At 58.7% G+C, this 15,862-nt stretch carries 9 protein-coding genes and 4 pseudogenes; 6 read left to right on the top strand and 7 right to left on the bottom strand.

Going from position 1 to position 15,862, the window contains the following annotated elements; translation table 11 throughout:
• Positions 1-127: 127 nt before the first annotated feature.
• Positions 128-313, top strand: a pseudogene (locus tag C5L13_RS29430) (alanine racemase); the annotation flags it as partial.
• 74 nt (positions 314-387) lie between these two features.
• Positions 388-663 (top strand): annotated as a pseudogene (locus tag C5L13_RS28260) (FAD-dependent oxidoreductase); the annotation flags it as partial.
• A gap of 545 nt (positions 664-1,208) precedes the next feature.
• Here the strand turns inward: C5L13_RS28260 and C5L13_RS28255 are convergent.
• Together C5L13_RS28255 and acnA are read right to left on the bottom strand one after the other, a co-directional pair.
• Positions 1,209-1,354: pseudogene (locus tag C5L13_RS28255) on the bottom strand (CoA-transferase); the annotation flags it as partial.
• A 286-nt stretch (positions 1,355-1,640) separates the two neighbouring features.
• Positions 1,641-4,259 (bottom strand): aconitate hydratase AcnA, encoded by a 2,619-nt coding sequence (gene acnA, locus C5L13_RS28250; protein WP_105386591.1) that lies wholly within the window; start codon positions 4,257-4,259, stop codon positions 1,641-1,643.
• A 340-nt stretch (positions 4,260-4,599) separates the two neighbouring features.
• Here acnA and C5L13_RS28245 point away from each other — a divergent pair, with 340 nt between their 5' ends.
• Positions 4,600-5,673, top strand: a complete 1,074-nt coding sequence (locus C5L13_RS28245) for a lactonase family protein (protein ID WP_105386590.1) — start codon at positions 4,600-4,602, stop codon at positions 5,671-5,673.
• On the opposite strand, the gene C5L13_RS28240 is transcribed toward C5L13_RS28245, so the two are convergent.
• The 4 genes from C5L13_RS28240 to C5L13_RS28225 all read right to left on the bottom strand — a co-directional run bounded on the left by C5L13_RS28240 (position 5,664) and on the right by C5L13_RS28225 (position 9,651).
• Positions 5,664-6,548, bottom strand: a complete 885-nt coding sequence (locus C5L13_RS28240; RefSeq protein WP_105386589.1) for a GntR family transcriptional regulator — start codon at positions 6,546-6,548, stop codon at positions 5,664-5,666. The two genes, C5L13_RS28245 and C5L13_RS28240, sit on opposite strands and share 10 nt — an antisense overlap.
• 90 nt (positions 6,549-6,638) lie before the next feature.
• Complete coding sequence (locus tag C5L13_RS28235; protein ID WP_105386588.1) at positions 6,639-8,138, bottom strand: tripartite tricarboxylate transporter permease; 1,500 nt, start codon at positions 8,136-8,138, stop codon at positions 6,639-6,641.
• 7 nt (positions 8,139-8,145) lie between these two features.
• Complete coding sequence (locus tag C5L13_RS28230; protein ID WP_105386587.1) at positions 8,146-8,625, bottom strand: tripartite tricarboxylate transporter TctB family protein; 480 nt, start codon at positions 8,623-8,625, stop codon at positions 8,146-8,148.
• 54 nt (positions 8,626-8,679) lie between these two features.
• A complete protein-coding gene (locus tag C5L13_RS28225) occupies positions 8,680-9,651 on the bottom strand; it encodes a Bug family tripartite tricarboxylate transporter substrate binding protein (RefSeq protein WP_105386586.1) in 972 nt (323 codons plus the stop codon).
• A gap of 529 nt (positions 9,652-10,180) precedes the next feature.
• Between C5L13_RS28225 and C5L13_RS28220 the strand changes: the two genes are divergently transcribed.
• The 3 genes from C5L13_RS28220 (at position 10,181) to C5L13_RS28205 (ending at position 15,784) form a co-directional block, all read left to right on the top strand.
• On the top strand, positions 10,181-11,140 hold the full coding sequence (locus C5L13_RS28220; RefSeq protein ID WP_158693559.1) for a Bug family tripartite tricarboxylate transporter substrate binding protein: 960 nt from the start codon (positions 10,181-10,183) through the stop codon (positions 11,138-11,140).
• Positions 11,141-11,700: 560 nt separating this feature from the next.
• On the top strand, positions 11,701-13,245 hold the full coding sequence (locus C5L13_RS28215; protein WP_105386584.1) for a BCCT family transporter: 1,545 nt from the start codon (positions 11,701-11,703) through the stop codon (positions 13,243-13,245).
• Positions 13,246-14,182: 937 nt separating this feature from the next.
• On the top strand, positions 14,183-15,784 hold the full coding sequence (locus tag C5L13_RS28205) for a diguanylate cyclase domain-containing protein (protein WP_105386583.1): 1,602 nt from the start codon (positions 14,183-14,185) through the stop codon (positions 15,782-15,784).
• On the opposite strand, the pseudogene C5L13_RS28200 reads toward C5L13_RS28205, so the two are convergent.
• Positions 15,751-15,862, bottom strand: a pseudogene (locus C5L13_RS28200) (IS630 family transposase); the annotation flags it as partial. The gene C5L13_RS28205 and the pseudogene C5L13_RS28200 overlap by 34 nt on opposite strands.

The following is a 15,862-nucleotide window of genomic DNA, read 5'->3' as shown; positions in this document are numbered from 1 at the left end:
ATCGCCGAGGACGATTTCGGAGCACTTGGCGATACCTCGACGCTTGCCGATCCCGGCGTCGTCGACGACCTCATCGCAAACCGCCAGAACAAGGCGGGTTGATAAAAAGGCCGCTCCTCGGAGCGGCATTTCCCAATCACAACAAAGAGCTCCGAACCCTACATCTGCGCCGGGCGTTCTGTCGATCAACCTTGCCGCTCTAAAACGGAATTACCTCCGGCTTACGACGACACTATTCCCCGCGCGGACTGGCGCTGTCGTCAAGGCAGATGCCTATGGTCTTGGAGCCAGCGCGCCTAAGCGCGTACTGCCTGGTGCGCTGCAGTTCGATACGGGCATGGGTCGGTTGGGTTTCCGCCGGAGGAGCGCAACTCCCTTACGACCCTGCTTGCACGGCGACGGACACTGGAACATTCCGTCATGGACCTGTTTCCGGGAGGCGAGGCAAACAAGGGTGAGTTCTGGTCCGGCCTGAGGCCAATGACGCCCGACGGTACGCCGGTCATCGGACCCACTAAAATCTCAGGCCCATTCCTCAATACGGGCCACGGGACTTTAGGCTGGACCATGAGCGCGGGCTCGGCAAACCTGATCAAAGATCTCGTTGACGGCCAAAAACCCGAAATTGACGCGGTCGATCTGAGCATCGCTCGCTACAGCTAGAGCGCAGCTGCGTACAAGCATCTCCCGCCCGCAATCCAGGTTGTTATCGACAAGGCCCGGAGCACCAGCCGGCCACCCTGGAAGTGCACGGCCTGACAGCCGGCATCCTCGCCCAGATGGATGTGCTCTCGGCTACATGGAGCGCCTTTTCATCGCCGAGGTGCACACGGATTTGATTGAGGCGCGGGAGACGACGACGGAGGTGGACACGGAGGCGAAACGCAAAAAGCTCCTCGACGCTTACGCGGAGGAGCTTTTTGTGAAGCGGGAATGGAAGGATATTGCTTTGTGATTTTGGTTGCGGGGGCCTGATGGCATGGAGGCTTGTAAAAGCCCCTGCTCTCGATGGGAGTCAAGAAAGGCGGCATAAGGCCCTATTATGGAACTCGCCGCCTGCAGCATAGTGCGATTTATGGTACCGGGCCGGCGAAGTTCATCGCCGGCCGATCATACGCCAGTAGCTTGCGCAGATGCGACAAGCGCTCCAGCATTGCGCAAGCTGTAGAGAGATGATGTCGCGAAACCATGTCCGGGTAAATTAGGCTGGCGCTATCGAAATAGGCGGTCTGAGGGAGTTCCGTGATCGTCTGTTTGCCTGCGTTGATAAGGTCGGGATCCTCCTCACCCTCGTAAGGGAATGGCCCATGCCCAGCCTGCCGTTTTCCGACTGCAAGATGACGTTGATTCCGTCTCCGAAGCGAGCCGTCGTGCGGATACGATCTGGAGCGCAACTCTACCGGTGCGATATCCGCAGAAGCTGCAGAGTCGGCGACGGGCTCCACCTGAGCCAGCGTACAGCTAACGCAGTTGTGGAGTGTCCGCCGGTTCCATCAAATTGCTGTGGCTTGCGTCCACCGTCTCCTCCTAGGCGTCGTATGACGATGAACAAATGGACGCCGATGCGATGGCAGGGCGCGGCAACAGGCTGGGTATGGCCAGAAAATGCCTCGGCCGGGACCTTTACTGTTATTCTTCCCCTAAGGGCTAGTTGGGGGGCGATCCAGTAGCTTGCGCTGCAAGATAAGCGGAAGGATCCCGCCCGCAAGCAGGATCTGTACCTCTGCTCGCGTCTCGATCGCCGCCATGGCGGCAAAAGAGGTTCTCCTGCCGTCAGCTCTTGCGACCGTGACCTCGACCCGACAGCGCGGACGAACAGCATCGGGGGTGGCGTGGATCTCGACGACATCACCCGGTTTTAACGCCAGATCCTGCGGGCCATGACCTGGTGGAAGGCGCATCGGCAGGATACCCATACCGATCAAATTCCACCGGTGGATGCGTTCGAAACTCAGTGCCAGAACTGCCCTGACACCCAGCAACGAAACACCCTTTGCCGCCCAGTCACGGGAAGAACCCATGCCGTAGCGCTCGCCAGCAACCACGACGACGGACTTGCCCTCTTCGCCATATCGTTGAGCTGCGTTCCACAACGATAAAACCTCGCCGGATGGAACATGGACGGTCGAACCGGGTGGAATATCGGCCGCGAGCATGTTTTGGACGGTCTTGTTCGTAAACAAGCCGCGGATCATGGCCTCCCAGTTGCCTCGGCGTGACGAAAAGACATTGAGGTCAACCGGACTTTCGCCACGTTCGATGAGATATCGTCCGGCATCGCTCTTTGCCGGAATCGCGCCTGCCGGGGAGATATGGTCTGTCGTGATATCATCTCCAACGACCAAGATAGGATGCGCTGCATACGTGCCAAGGAGTGTGCCTTTTCCGAAGCTCGCGAATGGCGGCCGGCGAATATAAGTCGACCTCTCGTCCCACGGAAAAAGGGTCGTCGTCGGCGCGTCAAGGTCCTGCCATGCCCGGCTCGCTTCGGCCTCATCGTAGGCCGGCCCGAAATCCTCGATATTGGCGGCTGTCATCAACGCCTCGTCGATCTCAGCAGCCGTCGGCCATAGCATCGGGAGGGTTACGGGCTCTCCTTTTATGGATGTGCCGATCACCCCGGTCATAATGTCGAGTTCAACCGTTCCGGCAAGGGCAAAGGCAACAACCACGGGCGGGGATGCAAGAAATCCCGCCTCAAGCTGCGGGTGGACACGTCCAGGGAAATTCCTGTTTCCCGAAAGCACAGCCACCGGCAGGATGCCTCGCTGCGACATGGCCGTTGCAACGGGCTCGGTCAAAGGCCCGGAGTTGCCTATACAGGTCGTACAGCCGTAGCCGACGATGCCGAAACCCACGGCCTCGAGATCTTCAAGCAGACCTGCCCTTCTCAGATATCGTTCGGTCGTCGGCGACCCAGGAGCCAGGGACGTCTTCACCCACAAAGGCGGCCGCAGCCCATAGGCACGCGCTTTTCGCGCAAGTAGCCCCGCGGCGACAAGCAGTCTGGGGTCTGAGGTGTTCGTGCAGCTCGTGATCGCGGCGATCGCCACCGCGCCGTCATTCGGCGCGCCGTCAACGGATGTATTTGCAGGTTTCTTCATGCCCGCAATGGCGGCGGCCGTGGCGCTGACCGGAATGCGATCCTGTGGACGCTGTGGCCCTGCCAAACTTGGTTCAACGGTTGAAAGGTCGAGTTCGACGACCGAAGTGTAGCGGGGCTCCGCGGCTGGATCGAACCATAGGCCGACCCGCTTGGCATAGCCCTCGACGAAACGGGCATGTTCTTTTGTCCGTCCGGTTGAAGTCAGATAGGCGACCGACCGGGAATCGATCGGGAAGTAACCGCTGTTTCCTCCGAACTCCGGCGTCATGTTGGCCACGACCGCGCGATCGCCTGCCGTTAGCGCCGAAACTCCTGGGCCGAAAAATTCCACGAATTTGTCCTGGAGATCGATCTGGCGCAGTAAATGCGTAACGACCAGTGCAAGGTCCGTCGCCAGCACGCCTTCCCGCAGGCTGTTTATGAGCCGCACGCCGATAACGTCGGGGACCCGAAGCGCCACCGGCATGCCAAAAAAAACACTTTCCGCTTCGAGACCGCCGACCCCCCAAGCCAGAACACCGATGCCGTTGATCATCGGAGTATGACTATCGGTGCCGATCAGAGTATCCGGGACGGCAAATCGGCGACCGTCCTTTTCAACAACCGTGGCGATCGTTGCGAGGCGCTCCAAGTTAAGCGTATGCATGATGCCGGTTCCCGGCGGATGGACCCGAAATCCGGTCAGCGTGTTCGTCGCCCATTTCATGAAACTGTAGCGCTCGGAATTGCGCTGGTACTCGCGCTCCATGTTCTTTTCGAGCGCGGCGGATGTCGCGAATGCATCGACGGCAACGGAATGATCGGTTGACACATCGACTGGCACAACGGGATTGAGAAGCGAGGGATCGCCGCCCGCCTCCGCAAGCGCGGAGCGCATGCCCGCGATGTCGACGAGTGCCGGACCGCAGGTCGTGTCGTGCATCAGCACACGATTGGGAAGAAACGGGATTTCGACCTCGCTGCATCCCTCCGCAAGCCAGTCTATGATCGCCTTCTTGGCGTGCTCCGCATCTTCGCCTGCCGTTCGCAATACATTTTCCAGGAGGATGCGATGGATATACGGCATACGCGCGAGATGGTCGCCGGCCTCCGCTGGGAGATCAACGATATCGTAAGGTGTCCCGTTGACTTCGAATTGACTGACGATGGTCATCTTGTGGAGCTATGCCTTATGCCTTTGGAGGATGAATCTTGCACGGCCTGAAACACCGACCCGACGGCGCTTCCGCGATATCAGACTCAGAATTAGAGATGCGCACGAACCACGCTCAGGTACGATCCGCCAAAAGACCTTCCACATTCTCGTTCTTTCGAGCGCGGTTGTCGCGAGATCGGTCATGGCTGCCTCCCATGTTCATGACGCCAGCTTAGTGACGAGATTGAAGTTTGTTACATATTATCATTATAAAATGCAATTGCTATATGGCATCGACAGCGCTATTCCAGAGAAGGAGCCGATTTGACGCCTGCATTGACAAAGAGGTCGTGAACGGATGTATCGAGAAAAGTGCAGGATCGCCTATGTTGGCGCACGAACGACAAAGGCCCGCAACGCGCGGGGCAACGGCCTCAACGTCTATCATCTGCACGACGACCTGAATTGGAACCATCTCCAATTGCTGGAAATGGAAAATCCGACATTTCTGGCGTTCGACCGCTCGCAGCAGTTCCTCTATACGGTTCATGGTGACTCCGACCGTGTCAGCGCCTTTGCGATCGATCCTTCAACTGGTCGCTTATCCTTCCTGAACCAACAATCGACGCGGGGGCGAAATCCGGTCCATCTGTCATTCGACCCATCGAATGAGTTTCTGGTGGTTGCAAACCACGTGACCTCGTCGCTTGCCGTCCTCAGGCGGATGGAGAACGGAAGCCTTGGGCCGGTCGAAAGCATTGCGTCGATTGAAGGCGAGATTGGTCCTCATCGCATTGAACAGCCCTTGCCCAAGCCGCATCAGGTCGAGTTCGATCCCAGTGGTCGCTGGATCGTTGTCCCGGACAAGGGCATAGACCAGATTCTTGTCTATCGCCTCGATCACGCTTCGGCCTCGCTGATCGAGGCGGCGTCCTGTCGAACGCGCGAGGGCGCCGGGCCACGCCACATCACCTTCCATCCGCAAGGTACGCTGGCCTACGCAATCAACGAGCTCGATTCGACGGTCACGGCCTATCGTTTTGATGCAGCCACCGGCAGAATTGAGCCGTTCCAGATCCTTTCGTCCCTGCCTGACACCTTTACCGGCAACAGCCGGGGGGCGGAGATTGCCGTCTCCGCCAATGGCCGCTTCGTCTACGCCTCCAACCGGGGCAGCGATACGATCGCGGGGTTTGCCATCGCAAGCAGCGGCCATCTGACCCTTGTCGGCTCCTGGTCGACCGCAGGAAGGACGCCGCGGTTCTTCACGCTGCTGCCCGAAGGCGATGTACTGCTGGCGGCGAATGAGGATACGGATGAGGTCGTTGGATTCGAGATCGACCCGGGGTCAGGCGCGCTGGCGCCGGTTGCGAGGGTTCTGAAGGTCGACAGCCCGGTCTGCATCCTCATGAAGGATCTCATTCAGATCTGAGGCGTCTTAATGCGGCCCGCACCCATGATGTGCGTGTAAAGGAAAGCTGCTGCTTCGTTACGCCGGCCGTCTTCGATCAGATCGAGAATGTGGAGATGTTCACTCGTCTGTTTCGGCAGGCGGCTCCGGTCGATGGTGATGTGGTACTCGATCAGTCTGCGCAGGCGGTTGATCCGCTTGATCGAATCCAGGAAGAACTCGTTATGCGAGCAGCTGACCAGCATTTCGTGGAATTCGTTGTTGGCTCCAAAGATTTCTGCGCGGGACCAGGTCTCATACCCGCCGTCGCGCAATCTCGTCTGCACCTCGCGCGCCCGTTTGAACCCGTCCGGATTCGGTTCGAATGTCGGTAGCAACATGGCCTGCTGTTCGATGACGGCGCGGAAGGCGTAGCCGTCTTCATAGCTTTTTCTCGACGTCAGAGCCTGCGTGAACGCCCAGCCGTTCCCGGGAAGGCGCTCGATCCATCCCTCTTCCCCAATGCGATGGAGGATCTTCAGGAGCTTGGTCCGCGGCAGGTCATACAACCGCATCAACTCGTTCTCGGTCACACGTTCCGCCAGTCTTCCGGTAAGACGATCTTCGGCGATCCGGAAATAGATCGGATCCTCGCTATCGACATCGGAAGATCTGTCCGGCTTGGCGGCATCAAGACCGTCGGACCCAACGGCCAGGAAATATCCGCGGTTTGGTTCGGCCCGAACGATTCCCTTCTTCTCAAGGCTGCGTAGCGCGCTCATCACGGGCGCACGTGACACGCGGAAGGCATCGGCCAGCATCTGCAGCGGCAGGTGCTGGCCTTCGGTCATCTCATTCGCCTTGACGAACTCGATGATGTTCCCACTGATCTGGGGTGTGAGACTGCCTCTCGCCATCGTTCCGATCTATCAGTTTTCCGATTCTTTCATCATCGAACTTTATAGCGACAAAAGCTCATGACGAGAACAACGATCGGGCACCAGAAATCAATCCTCATCCTGCTGGAACCGTGACAATCCCCGGAAGACAAAGGGCGCCACCAGCGCGATCACCGCAACAGCAATCATGACGGCCGAGCTCGGATGCTGGAGGAGGATCATCGGGTCGCCGAGGCTCATCTGGAGCGAACGGCGCAGTGCGCTGTCGGCCAGGGGACCTAATATCAGGCCGACGACCGCGGGGGCGATTGGATAGTCGAATTTCCGCATCAGGAAGCCGACAGCGCCGAATGCCACGAGCAGCAACAATTCGACAACCGACGGATTGGCCGCAACTGTCCCCATCGACGCGAAGACCAGAATTCCAGCGTAGAGCCATGGCAGCGGGATCGCAAGCAGCCGGACCCACAATCCAACAAGGGGAAGGTTCAGGACGAGCAGCATCACGTTTGCGATGAACAGGCTTGCAACAAGCCCCCAAACTAGATCGGCGTGCTGTACAAAGAGAAGTGGCCCGGGCTGGATGTTATATTGCTGGAAGCCCGCCAGCATCACTGCTGCCGTCGCTGATGTCGGCAGCCCGAGCGTAAGCAGGGGTACGAGGGTGCCAGCCGCGGAAGCATTATTCGCGGCCTCCGGGCCTGCTACGCCCTCGATGGCACCCGTTCCAAATTCCTCCGGCTTGCGGGAAAGCTTGCGCTCGATGTTATAGCTTAGGAACGTCGGAATTTCTGCCCCGCCGGCGGGCAAGGCACCGATCGGGAAACCGATGATCGTGCCCCTCAGCCAAGGTTTCCACGACCGGCCCCAGTCCTCCTTGGTCATCCAGACCGAGCCCTTCACCGGGATTGGCTTCTCGGGCTTGTAAAGATGACGGGACGCAACGAACAGCGCCTCGCCGATCGCGAAGAGGCCAACCGCAAGCGTCGTCACCTCCACGCCGTCAAGCAGTTCCGGGACGCCGAATGTCAGGCGTGCCTGTCCGGTGAGCTGATCGATCCCCATCAATCCAAGCCAGAGGCCGAAGGCCAGGCTTGTCAATCCCCGAAGCGGTGAAGAGCCGAATGTCGCCGACACCGTGACGAAGGCGATCAGCATCAGCCCGAAATAGTCCCAAGGGCCGAAGCGCACGGCGATCTTGACCAGTATGGGCGCCAGGAGGGCCAAGCCGATGGTTGCAATCAGGGCGGCAACGAAGGACCCTATCGCCGCTGTGGCAAGTGCCGGACCGCCGCGGCCCGATCGAGCCATCTTGTTGCCCTCCAGCGCAGTGACGACCGAGGCGCTTTCGCCGGGTGTGTTCAACAGAATAGCTGTCGTGGAGCCGCCATACATTCCGCCGTAGTAGATGCCCGCGAACATGATGATCGAGCCGCCTGGATCGAGCTTGAACGTGACTGGCAGAAGAAGGGCCACTGTCAGGGCAGGCCCGATGCCGGGTAGAACACCTACTGCGGTCCCGATGATGACGCCGACGGCAGCGTAGATGAGGTTGGCCGGTTCGATGGCAGTCGAAAAACCATGGAAGAGATATAGCAGCGAATCCATGGCAACCTCAGAATAGTCGCTCAAGCGGCCCCAGCGGGAGCGCGAGAGTAAGCAGTTTGTTGAAGAGAAGGAAAATCAGGACGCTCATCACAGCCCCCAGACAGATATCCTTGAGGAGCGCCTTGCGGCCGAAGGCTCTTGCCGTGAATGCAAAAAGCAGTGTCGAACCGAGGATGAAGCCGCCACCAAACCAGATCGCAGCGATCAGTCCGGCCAATGCCAAAGCGATCCATCCGACCGCTTTCCAGTCGGCGCCTTCGGCCTCGCTCTCATCCTCGTCCGGTCTGAAGGCGCTGACGATGTGACCGAGAGCGAGAACCGCAAACAGCAGGGCCACGAAATACGAGGCCGCGCTGGCGCTCATGCCGTAAGTCGCTTGAACGGTCATCTGGCTCGCGTCCCAATAGGTTATGGTCGCGACGGCGAACAGAATGACGGCGACAACCGCAGCAGGACGGTTGGGTATACGGGATATCTTGATTGTCATGATCTTCCTCGTCACGTGGGAAGCGGCATGCGCCGCCTCCCACGCTCGATACGCTTACTTCGCAAGCCCGATGGATGTCAGGATGCCGCGAACGCGGTCGGTCTCGGAGCCGATGAACGCTTTGAATTCGTCGGACGGCGCGTAGTAGTCAGTCCAGCCGCGAGCCTTGAGGACTGCCTGCCATTCCTTGGACTTCACTGTTTTTTCAACGGCGGCCTTGAGCGCATCGAGATCCTTGCCCTGGACGTCCGGTCCGGCGAAGACGCCGCGCCAGTTGACGAGCTCGATATCGAGACCCTGCGCCTTGAGAGGCTTGGTATCGATCCCCGGGATCGGCTCCGGATAGGAGATCGCGAGCGCGCGCAGGTCGCCAGACTTGATCTGACCTTCCCACTCCCCATAGCCGGAAACGCCTGCCGTTGCCTGCCCGCCGAGCATCGCCGCAAGGGATTCACCGCCGCCGGAATAGGCTACGTAGTTGATCTTGCTGGGATCCGCTCCGGCGGCCTTCGTTACGAGCGCAGCCAGAATATGATCCGCGCCGCCGGCCGAACCGCCAACCCAGATCGTCTTGGCGACGTCCTTCTTGATGGTCGCCTGGAGATCGGCGATCGTCTTGATCGGCGAATCCTTCGGCACGACGATGACCAGCGGGTCGCCGGTCAGACGGGCAAGCGGAGTGACCCTGGTCAGATCGACCGGCGACTTATTGGAAATGCTGGCGCCCACCAGTGTAATGCCGGCCACGAGCAGCTGATTTGGGCTGCCTTTCGCCGATCCGATGAACTGGGCGAGACCAACCGTCCCGCCGGCACCCGGCACATTGACGACCTGGACGCTTTTGGCCGCGCCGGTCGCCATCATCACTTCCTGAAGTGAGCGGGACGCTGCGTCCCATCCGCCTCCTGCGCCGGCAGGAGCCGTAATCGTCAACTCAAGTTGCTGGGCATTTGCGGAAACAGCGCCGGCAACGAAGGTCGTGCCGACCAAAGCAGCCATCAGGCCGTACTTAAAGAAACTACGCATGCCGAAAAACCTCCTCGCACGCTAAGGCTCACCTCCTGAGCCAAGAACCTAAAACTGCATTACATGATTATAAAAGTAAAGAGACCGATTCCGAAAATCTCTCGGTTGCTAAATATGTGGTGCGTTGAGCGAGCCCAATCGCTCCCAAAGAGCGAGTGCGGCCTGCATCTCCATCTCCCTAAGGGGCCTGAAGTGTCCTGACCCCAAAAGATCCTCTAGCAATGCGGCAAATCCGACTCGAAGTGAGCACCGTTGCGCTCAATCATGTTGCATTATAAAATTAAATAATGCAAAGCAGCGGTGCTCGCTCTGGGGATTTGGTCGACGACGGCTACTGTCGGCAACCATAGTGCCGGAATGGGTTCAGTGAGGTCGGTTGGACCGAGACAGAACCGAAGTTTCAATGGCCGATAGACCTTCAAAATACCCAGGCAGTCGGTCGTGGGTCCGAACCGGAGGAAATCGATTATTCGGACGGTGCAGTAAACGAGGGAGGACCTTTATGCGCACTAGCTTGCAGAAAATTGGGATGGCAATTGCATTGACATTCTTGGCCGTAGCGCCGGGCGCGATGGCGCAAGACAAATTTCCAAATCACACCGTCACGATCATCGTGCCCTTCGCAGCCGGTGGTGGCGTAGACACGATTGCACGCTTGGTCGCCGACGATCTGCGTGCCGAGTGGTCGGTCCCGGTGCTCGTCGAAAATCGGCCAGGCGGAAGCGGCATGATAGCTGGCCAGGCCTTGGCGCAAGCCGAGCCCGATGGGCATACACTCATGCTGGCGACGGCGGGCGAACTTGCAATCAATACGACACTGCTCAAGAGCCGCCTCTCCTACAATGTCGAAAAGGATTTCGAGCCTCTGGTCCTGGCGGCCCGGATTCCGAACGTCTTTGTGGTTGGCAAAGACAGTCCTTACAAAACCGTTTCGGAATTTGTCGCCGCAGCAAAACAAGCTCCAGACAGTCTTGGGTATGGATCCAGCGGCATCGGAAACCCACAGCATCTGACTGGTGCTCTTTTAGGCCATGAAGCGGAGGTTTCACTTCTACATGTGCCTTATAAGGGTGCCTCCCAGCAGGTCATGGATACAATTGGAGGACAGGTCGACTCCACCTTCGCAAGCGCCGTCGCTGTCCTTGGGAACGTCAAAGACGGCTCATTGAGAGCACTCGCCGTTACATCAAAAGAACGAATGGCGGTCCTTCCCGACGTTCCCACCATCGCCGAAACTCCTGGCCTCGAGGGCTTCGAACTTATCAATTGGTTTGGGTTCGTGACGAAGAAGGGCGTGGCGCCGGCAACAATAGCACGTTTGCACGATGCTATCGCGGCGTCTTTGAGCAAACCGGGCACGGCATCCAGGCTGACGGCAATCGGTGCGGAATATGTCCCGATGACATCCACAGAATTCGGCGCGTTTGTAAATGAGGAAACGGCGAAATTCGCGCGCATCATCGAAGAGGCGCAGATTAAAGCCGAGTGATCGGATCGGCTGGAACCGTTGGGTGCCGACGAAGAGCCGGCCCCAACACTCTTTTCGATAGACCCCCAGGCGGGTGCGCGAGCGCGACAGATCCTTTTTCAACGAATTTCCGCCAGGTTGCCCGGCAGTTTCCGGCACGTATTCAAAAGCGCTATTGGCTACATGCATTGCCGCGGAAGCCCCTACTCACCAGGAAGGAGACGGCCCGTCTCCTCGCTGTCTGCTGCTTACGCGGAGCGGTGCGATCGCTCCCAAGAGATGTGCACCATTGGATCTCGTTTTTTCGTCGAGCTGGGGAGATGGAGATGGAAACGAACAAAGGACGGCCTGGCTGACAGCTGCCGGCCGCAGCGGAACGGTAGTGGCGGACGCAACAGCGAGCCTTACGACGAAAGGCTTCCTGTTTCCGCCAGCGTCGGAATCCGACATACCATCGGCGCTTACAACGTCGCCCGTCTCGCATTTGTCCCACACACTGGGACGTCGCCAATTGAACGCCAAGGCATAAGAAACGCCAGGCATTGGGACGAAGGGAACCCAATAACTGGAGGGTATTTCGCATGGCTTTACCAGACACTTTGCGACAGATCGACCGCGGCGTATTTTGGCCGGCGATCGTCATCGCCAGCGGCTTCGTATTATGGGGCGTGGTCTCGCCCGACAGCCTGGCCTCGACCGCGGGCGCCGTTCTCAGCTGGATCATTCGCGTGTTCGGATGGACATTTGTCGTTTCCACCGCGTTTTTCCTTGTGTTCGCGGTTTTTCTGGCAATCAGCCGCTTCGGCAAGATCAAGCTCGGCCACGACGACGAGAAGCCTGAATTTTCGACCATCTCCTGGGTCTGCATGATGTTCAGCGTTGGCATGGGTATCGGCTTGATGTTCTGGGGCGTCGCCGAGCCGGTATTCCACTTCGGCGCGCCGCCGCATGGCATGGCGCAGCCGCAGACCAAGGAAGCGGCGCTTGTGGCCATGCAGTACGCCTACTTTCACTGGGCGCTGCATCCTTGGGCCATCTATGCCGTTGTCGGCTTGGCGCTGGCCTTCTTCAGCTATCGCAAGAACTTGCCGACACTGATCTCCAGCGCCTTCTACCCTCTGCTGGGCGACAAGATTCACGGCCCTGTCGGCCGTACCATCGACGTGCTGGCGATCATCGCCACGCTGTTCGGCACCGCTACCTCGCTCGGCCTCGGCGCCCAGCAAATCAACAGCGGCATGAACTATCTCTGGAACACCGGCGAATCGTCGACCATCGCGCTGACCATCATTGCGGTGTTGACGGTCTTCTTCATCCTGTCGGCGGTTTCGGGTGTCGGCAAGGGCATCCAGTTCCTGAGCAACATGAACATGATCATCGCCGTGATACTACTCATCTTCCTCGCGCTGATCGGCCCGACCGTATTCATCTTCGACACGCTGACCGAGGCAATGGGTTATTATCTCAGCGACCTGATCACCATGTCCTTCCGCACCGCGGCCTTCAGCGACGGCAAGTGGCTGGGCAGCTGGACCATCTTTTACTGGGCATGGTGGGTGTCCTGGGCGCCTTTCGTCGGCGTGTTCATCGCCCGCATCTCACGCGGCCGCACGATTCGCGAGTTTGTCATCGGCGTGCTGCTGATCCCGAGTGCCGTCACTTTCGTCTGGTTCACCATCATGGGCGGCACCGCGCTCTATTCCGAACTGATGGGTGCTGGCGGTCTCGTCGAAGCGGTCAATGAAAGAGGCGCTCCGGTGTCGCTGTTCGCGCTCCTGGCGCAATATCCGATGGCGACACTCACCTCGACGGTGGCCATGTTCCTCGTGGCGATCTTCTTCGTCTCTGGCGCCGACGCCGCATCCGTGGTGATGGGCATGCTATCGTCGCGCGGTACGCTACATCCGGCGCCAGGCATCGTGGTGCTGTGGGGCCTGCTCGCCGGCGCCTCGGCCTGCGTGCTGCTGGTGATGGGCGGCCTTGCCGGACTTCAGACGGCATCGATCCTTGCCGCAGCGCCGTTCCTTGTGGTGATGGTGGGCCTGTGCGCGTCGCTTTGGATCGGCCTGCTGGACGAGATCGAGGCGCACGGCAGCTTCGGGGAGGCTCCTAAGGTCGAAGCCTAATCCGACGCGAACCTTCCGATTAGAGGCGGGGCTCTATCTAGGGTCGGCAGATGGAAAAGGCTGCCGACCCCTGAGTCTGTTCGGATGATCAGCGGATGCCTAATAATGCGCTTCAATCTTATCTACGCGCCTTCCACCACGTGATCAAAGCAACAGTCCCACGGTTGCTCAGGTAAATATTTGATTGGAGCTTTCGTGAGATCTCTGATCTCAACCATCCTTTGGTTGACGCGCTTCAAGAGCTTTAGACAAAGACACCGGCGTCACGGCTCGCAGTGGCAGCTTGTTCACCGACACGCCGATCCCCTCGTGAGGCCGATCGGCTTGAACAAGGCTGCCGCCTTGGCGAGCGGCAGATAACTTGCGCCTTAACGGAGTTCAAATGACGTTCTGGATCGAAACCATCGGCTTTGCCGGCAGCTTCCTGACCGTCGTGACCTATTCTATCCAGCGTATGGTTCAGCTTAAGAATGATGGCAATAGCGAGTAGCCTCTGCTTTGCGTGCTATGGCGCCCTTATCGGCAGCTCGCCGCTGATCTTCATGGAAGCGGTGCTTTTACCAATCAACAGCTGGTCGTGAGGACGCAAGCTTAACCATCGCCTCAAGTGGGAACCTTTATCCGAACGAATTGCAGCTCAACGCATGGGAGTGCTTGAGAACCACGGACCCCAAAATTAAACGCGCAAGATCGATCTTGTAGACGTCCGTGCTGCGCCCTGCAGCCGGGCAAACCGCTGAAGGTCAGAGCAGGTCCAAGGTCCTAGATTGTCCGCAGAGCCGTTTCACCATCCAGGTCCAGGTCAGTCCTCGTCGCCGCGCTGCTGCTGTCAGCCCCCGTTGTGGACACCCCTTAATTGTTTCACCGGCAGAGTGTGTTACTGAAAGAAAAGTCCATCAACGGAACAGAACGCACGAATTGACCCGAAGGGGAGTGCATGGGAGCAGACATCTGGGGACAATTCGCAGGCAGTCTCGCCTTTGTCGTTCTCGCCATAGCCATGTGGGCGCATCTTTCGATCTGGTACCGCCGTTTCGCCGCCAGCTACAAAAAGCTTATGTTCGGGATCGTGGCGGGCTGCACCTCCACTGGCGCCATCTTGCTCGCATTCCAATTTCATCCGGGCATCTATATCGATCTGCGCTTTGCGCCACTTGCTATAGCGGCAATGCTGGGTGGCCCTATATCCGCGGTGGCCGCTGCGATCCCGGCCACTATTTTTCGTATCTATCTCGGCGGAACGGCCGCACTCGACGGCGTGCTGGCGATCCTGATCGTCAGCATCATCGGAGCCGCGATCTATTTGCTACCTCGGGCGCAATTTTCGGCTTTTCGCAATCTCATACTGCTGGCCGTGGCGCTTGCGGTCGCTTTGACGGCGATGCTCGCGATCCTGCCAAGCCTGGCCAAGGTCGACGCGCTGTCGGCAATCGGGCTCCCGCTCATCGCGATGAACTGTGTCGCGACGATCATATGCGGTCTCATCATGATCAAGACCGAACGGATACAACTGGAACGGCGTGTCCTGGAGACGGCGTTCTCACAGTCTCCTGACTATCTCTATGTGAAGGACCGAGACAGCAAGTTCATTACCGTCAACAATAACATGCCTCGCCTTTTCCGCTTTCGAGCGGCCTCGGAGATGACGGGTCTTTCCGATTTCAATTTGCGTAGCCCACCGGAAGCTGAAGGACTGTACTTCCGGGAACAAGAGATCATGCGCACCGGCGAGCCCATGACCGATTTCCTGGAGCGCCTCGGGGAGCGGCATCTGCTGACGTCGAAAGTTCCGCTTCGAGATGGCGACGGGCAAATTATCGGGCTCGCGGGGGTCACGCGCGATATCACCGAACGTATCGAATTGGAGCGCGAGCTTCGCGAGAAACGGAACCTGCTCACGCTTGCAATGAACGGGATGTCCGAGGGTTTCGCCATGTTCGACAAGAAGGGGGTTCTGATCTTCTGCAACGAGCAATATCGCACCGCTTTCCCGTTTTCACGAGGTGCTCGGACCGTCGGCGCGCACATCACCGATATCCTGCGTAGCGTGGCCGAGACAGGCGAGCGTGTCGGATTGCCCGACGGTGCGGCAGACCATTGGATCGAAGCGGCGGCTGCAACCCTTCACGTCAACAAGGACGAAGAACTTCAACTGAAAAATGGCGAGTGGCGTGCGCTCAAAACACGGTTGGCCCATGACGGCACGGCCATGGTGGTTGTATCCGACATCACCGTCGCAAAACATGCGGAAATCGCGCTCAAAAATTCCGCCGAACAATTGAGAGCCCTTGCCGAAACAGACGGATTGACCAGCCTCACCAATCGTCGTGCCTTCGATCATGCTTTCGCCAGCGAGACTGAACGCAGCATCGAGAACGACATGCCGCTCAGTGTCATGATGATCGATATCGATCGCTTCAAAGCCTACAACGACAACTACGGCCACCTTGCCGGCGACGAATGCCTGCGCGCTGTTGGGAACTGCCTCTCTAGAGCAGATCCTGTTCAATCCGGGTCATATCCGGCAGCTCTGAAGTAGTTCGCGCATTCTGAGGGTGTGAAGCAGGGAACCAAAGCGCCTACTGCATCCCACAAAGCATCAATCTTTCGCTCTGCC

Origin of the sequence: Neorhizobium alkalisoli (assembly GCF_002968635.1) — a bacterium.
Taxonomy (GTDB): Bacteria; Pseudomonadota; Alphaproteobacteria; order Rhizobiales; family Rhizobiaceae; genus Neorhizobium; species Neorhizobium alkalisoli.
This window is presented reverse-complemented; position numbering and strand designations above follow the sequence as displayed.